Source organism: uncultured Mucilaginibacter sp. (assembly GCF_903913935.1).
Classification (GTDB): domain Bacteria; phylum Bacteroidota; class Bacteroidia; order Sphingobacteriales; family Sphingobacteriaceae; genus Mucilaginibacter.
This window is the reverse complement of sequence record NZ_CAIWNH010000240.1, coordinates 1-4,731: the sequence shown is the minus strand read 5'-3', so window position 1 is coordinate 4,731 and position 4,731 is coordinate 1. Positions and strand designations below refer to the sequence as shown.

Here is a 4,731-nt window from a genome sequence, read left to right as displayed (position 1 = left end):
TTATCTATTCGCACATTAAAAACCTGCGCAAAAAATTAATGGAAGCGGGTTGCCAGGATTACATCCAGGCTGCCTACGGCATGGGTTATAAATTTACCGAATAATGAAACTGCAGGCGCGTTATAATTATGTAAACCTGGCAACCACTATCGTTGTATTGCTGATCACGGGTATTATTTATTACCAGGCCATCAGCTGGACATTGACCCGGCAAAAAGACCGGGACCTGAAAGTTGAGGAGGATGAGATATTTGAATACGTTGCCCTTAACCATCACCTACCCCAAACTTTTGAATCAAACGACCAGCAGATCACTTTTAGCGAAGCCAAACCGGGTTCGATAAAACGCGAATTTATCAATACCGATTATTACAAAAGATGGGACAGGGATAAAGGCGTAAAACGGCATAAACACAGGAGTGAAGGCGAATACGAATCAGGGCGCGGGCTGATCACATCGGTAGCGGTTGGTGATAAATATTATAAGATCCTGATTGTGGAATCGAAGGTGGAAACGGAAGACCTGATCAGGCTGATCTTCACTATTACCATTGCTGTTATTTTATTGCTGCTGTTGGTTTTGCTGGTGACCAACCGCTTTATTTTAAACCGCCTGTGGAAGCCTTTTTACAACATTATGAAAGAACTGCGGCTGTTTAACATCGCCGATACCCGCGAGATTCCCAAACTTGAAACTGATATTGATGAATTTGAGGAATTAAATACGGTAGTAGTGGATATGGCCTCCAGGGCGAAACATGATTATAAGGACCTGAAAATATTTACCGAAAATGCTTCGCACGAGTTAATGACGCCAATAGCTGTTATTAACTCCAAGCTGGATACACTGATCCAGACAGAAAACTTTAGCGAGAGGCAAAGCAAATTATTGAACGACCTGTACAGTGCGGTATCAAGGTTAAACCGGCTGAACCAATCACTTTTGTTACTGGTAAAAATTGAGAACCGCTTGTTGCATGAGCGGCAAAAGATCAATCTGCGGGAACTTACAGAAGAAATGGTCACGCAGTTTGAGGAGATCTTCCAGGACAAAGACTTAAAAGTAACCAGCAGTTTAACTGACAAGGAAATTTACGCCAGTCCCTACCTTACCGAGGTTTTATTAAGTAACCTCATTAGCAATGCCATCAGGCATAATTATAATGGTGGCGAAGTAGTGATTAGTTTAACGGCCGATAGTCTGGTGGTGCAAAATACCGGGAATGGAGCAGAGCTGAATGAAGAAAAGATATTTACCCGTTTCCATAAATCATCCGGATCTGAAGGAAGCGGATTGGGGCTAACTATATCAAAACAAATCTGCGAGAATTTTGGTTTCTCCCTAAAGTATAGCTTTGAAGGCTTGTACCACACGTTTGCAGTGGATTTTTGAAGATGAAGAACACTGGTACCGATGGATTAGACATTCATAGGTAGGGAAATGCTTTTAAAAATCAACGCTCATCCCAAAATAATCACAAATTCATCTTCCGTCCGCCGGATGGGTAACCCCTGACGGGGCAATATTATATTCGCGATTTTAGGCTACAAAGGGGTTGCCTCTATGAGGCAGCCTTGCGAAAACCAAATAATTCAAGCAAGTGCCCGTAAAAACAAGCATTCAACACTTAAAACAAACCCTGACACCTTGCATTTTTATACCCCATGGGGGTACAACATTTGTAGAAAATAAAAAACAAAACAATATTGCCTCGTTAGAGGCTACCCCTCGCCAGTTGGTTAACCCTAAACGGGGTAATATTGGTGTTGCGATCTGTAGATACAAAGAGGTTGCCACTACAAGGCATTCTTTTAAAACCAAACGGTTCAAAACCTGTTGTTTTTAAAAACAAAAATCTTCTCCATCCCAAAATAATCCAAAATTAAGTTATAGTTTAGCTACATAAATACCCTTTTCAGCACATTGAATGAAATTTTTATACGGCCTGATCTTCTGCTTATCTACCTGTTCAGTTTCGCTGGCACAAACCTACACGCTTGATCATTACCTTGATATTGCCAAAAATAACAGTCCTTTACTAAAAGACCTGCACAACCAGGTGGCCTCAAACTCCATTGACAGCCTGCGCCTGCTCGCCGGGTTAAAACCCCAGGTAAATGCCAATAGCGGTGGCCTGTATGCGCCTATAATTGGCGGGTACGGATATGCCAGCGCCATAACCAATGAACATACACTGAATGCCCTGATGAGTGCGAATAAAACCATCATCGGTAAAAAAAATGTAAATGCCCAATTGGATGCTATTGCCCTGCAATCACAATCAATTGGTAATACCACCAAAATATCAGAGCAAGACCTCAAAAAGGCGATCACTACCCAATACATAACCGCGTATGGCGATCTGTTACAGGTACGGTTTAACCAGGAAGTGATAGCACTGCTGAGCAAAGAAGAAGACCTGCTGAAAAAACTTACCCGTGCCAATGTATACCGCCAAAGTGACTACCTGACCTTTTTGGTAACTCTTAAACAGCAGCAATTACAGCTTTTGCAGGCAAGATTGCTTTATAAAAACGATTACTCGACGCTGAATTATTTGGCAGGTGTTGCAGATACGAGTATGATCGAGCTGGCTGAACCAGTCATCCAAAAACCTATACTTCCAGACCAAACGACCTCCATTTTTTTCAGGCAATATAAACTGGATAGTTTGAAGCTGGTAAACAGCCGCCAACTGGTTGATTTTAGTTATAAACCTAAATTAAGCGTTACTGCCGACGGCGGATACAATTCGGATTTTATGGGCCAGGCCTATAAAAATTTTGGCGTGAGCGCCGGCTTTACTTTTACCATGCCGATATACGATGGCGGACAACGCAAAATGCAATACCGGAAAATCAGCCTGGAAGAAGACACCCGGCAAAATTATAAAGCTTTTTTTAATGTGCAGTTTAAACAGCAAATAGCGCAGCTAAACCAGCAGATCAGCGAAAATGATAACCTGCTGAAACAAATTGACGAACAGATAAAATATACCGAAAGCCTGGTGAAAGTTGACAGCGACCTGCTGCAAACCGGCGATGTACGCATTGCCGACCTGATACTGGCCATCAACAATTATCTGACGATAAAAAACTTACGTACCACCACCAATATCACTAAACTACAGCTCATCAACCAGCTGAATTACTATAACAGGTAACATGAAAACATTGAACAGTAAATATACTGCTATCCGGCGATTCTATTTGATAATGGCCATCCCTGTATTGCTGTATGCGTGCAAGGGAAAGGACAGCGGAGCCGATGATGAGGACGCTAAAGTAACTTCGCAAACACCGGTTAGCATAACCACGGTTAACGATAGTACCCTGGTTGATTATATCGACCTGAATGCCACCTCAACTACCCTTCAAAAAAATTATGTAAAATCAAATGCAATAGGCTATATCACCCAATCAAATGTGCAGCCGGGGCAAAATGTAAGCAAGGGACAGGTGCTTTTTACGGTTAAAACCAAAGAGGCACAAACCATTGGCAACAGCATCAATGTACTGGATACCAGTTTTAAGTTTTCGGGCGTAAATAAAATAAAAGCTTCGGCATCCGGCTATATTTCGGCCTTGAGCCACCAAACCGGCGACTATGTGCAGGATGGAGAAGCCCTGGCAGTAATAAGCGACCGTTCCAGCTTTGTATTTTTAATGCAGTTGCCTTACGAGTTAAAGCAATATGTAAAAATGGGCCAGCAAGTTGACCTCACATTACCCGGCGGAACAAAGATAGTTGGCACAGTAAAATCATTTATGCCATCGGTGGATACTGTTGCTCAAACACAGGGGGTTGTCATCGGCATCAATTCCAGTCAGCAAATACCCGAAAATTTGGTGGCAAAGGCAAGGATCATAAAATCGGCAAAAAGCCATACATCTACTTTGCCAAAATCGGCCATACTGGCTAATGAAACACAAACAGATTTTTGGGTAATGAAACTGTTAAACGATACCACTGCGGTGAAGGTACCGGTGAAAGAAGGTATACAATCAGGGGGTAGAGTGGAGATCCTTTCGCCCAAATTTTCGCCGCAGGATAAGATCATCGTTACCGGTAATTATGGCCTTACAGACACTGCCAAAGTTAAAATTGTGAAGCAATGATCAGCCCCGAAAAGATAAAAGATACGTTTATAAGCCACCGGAAACCGATCAGCCTGGTTTTGGCTATCATCATCATGGGTGGTTTGTTTGCCTACTCTAAATTGCAAACCTCTCTATTTCCTGAGATCACTTTCCCGAAAATAAAAATCATTGCTGATGAAGGCTTGCAGCCTGTAAATAAAATGATGGTAACGGTTACCAAACCGCTGGAGAATGCCATTAAACAAACACCCGGCCTGCAACTGGTACGAAGCACCACCAGCAGGGGCAGCTGCGAAATATCAGCGTATATGAGCTGGGATGTTGATATCGACCAAAGCCTCACCAAATTACAGGCCAACATCAACCAGATAAAAAACGACCTGCCTGCTGATGTAAATATCACCACCGCAAAAATGAACCCTTCTATTTTACCGGTGAGCGGGTATACCTTAGAAAGCAATTCGCGCTCGGCAATTGAATTGCGGCAACTGGCTACGTATACGGTAAAGCCGTTTTTGTCGCAGGTCGACGGGATCTCGGAGATCAGGGTGATCGGCGGCAAAGCCAAGGAATACTGGTTAACGCTCAATAAACAAAAAATGAGTTCGCTCGGCCTCACTCCCGACATCA

Annotated in this window: 5 protein-coding genes; all 5 read left to right on the top strand. The window is 42.9% G+C overall.

The window, feature by feature from the left end; genetic code table 11:
• Window positions 1-2 precede the first annotated feature (2 nt).
• Entirely contained in the window at window positions 3-104 is a 102-nt protein-coding gene (locus QZY09_RS09215; protein ID WP_367119202.1) for a winged helix-turn-helix domain-containing protein, read from the top strand.
• A complete protein-coding gene (locus QZY09_RS09210) occupies window positions 104-1,393 on the top strand; it encodes a HAMP domain-containing sensor histidine kinase (protein ID WP_295671451.1) in 1,290 nt (429 codons plus the stop codon). The genes QZY09_RS09215 and QZY09_RS09210 overlap by 1 nt, the downstream gene beginning before the upstream one ends.
• Window positions 1,394-1,928: 535 nt before the next feature.
• Complete coding sequence (locus QZY09_RS09205; RefSeq protein WP_295671449.1) at window positions 1,929-3,164, top strand: TolC family protein; 1,236 nt, start codon at window positions 1,929-1,931, stop codon at window positions 3,162-3,164.
• Between the two features lies 1 nt (window position 3,165).
• On the top strand, window positions 3,166-4,119 hold the full coding sequence (locus QZY09_RS09200; RefSeq protein ID WP_295671446.1) for an HlyD family efflux transporter periplasmic adaptor subunit: 954 nt from the start codon (window positions 3,166-3,168) through the stop codon (window positions 4,117-4,119).
• Window positions 4,116-4,731, top strand: a 616-nt coding sequence (locus QZY09_RS09195; protein ID WP_295671443.1) for an efflux RND transporter permease subunit, incomplete at its 3' end; no start/stop codon positions are given. The genes QZY09_RS09200 and QZY09_RS09195, both read left to right, overlap by 4 nt.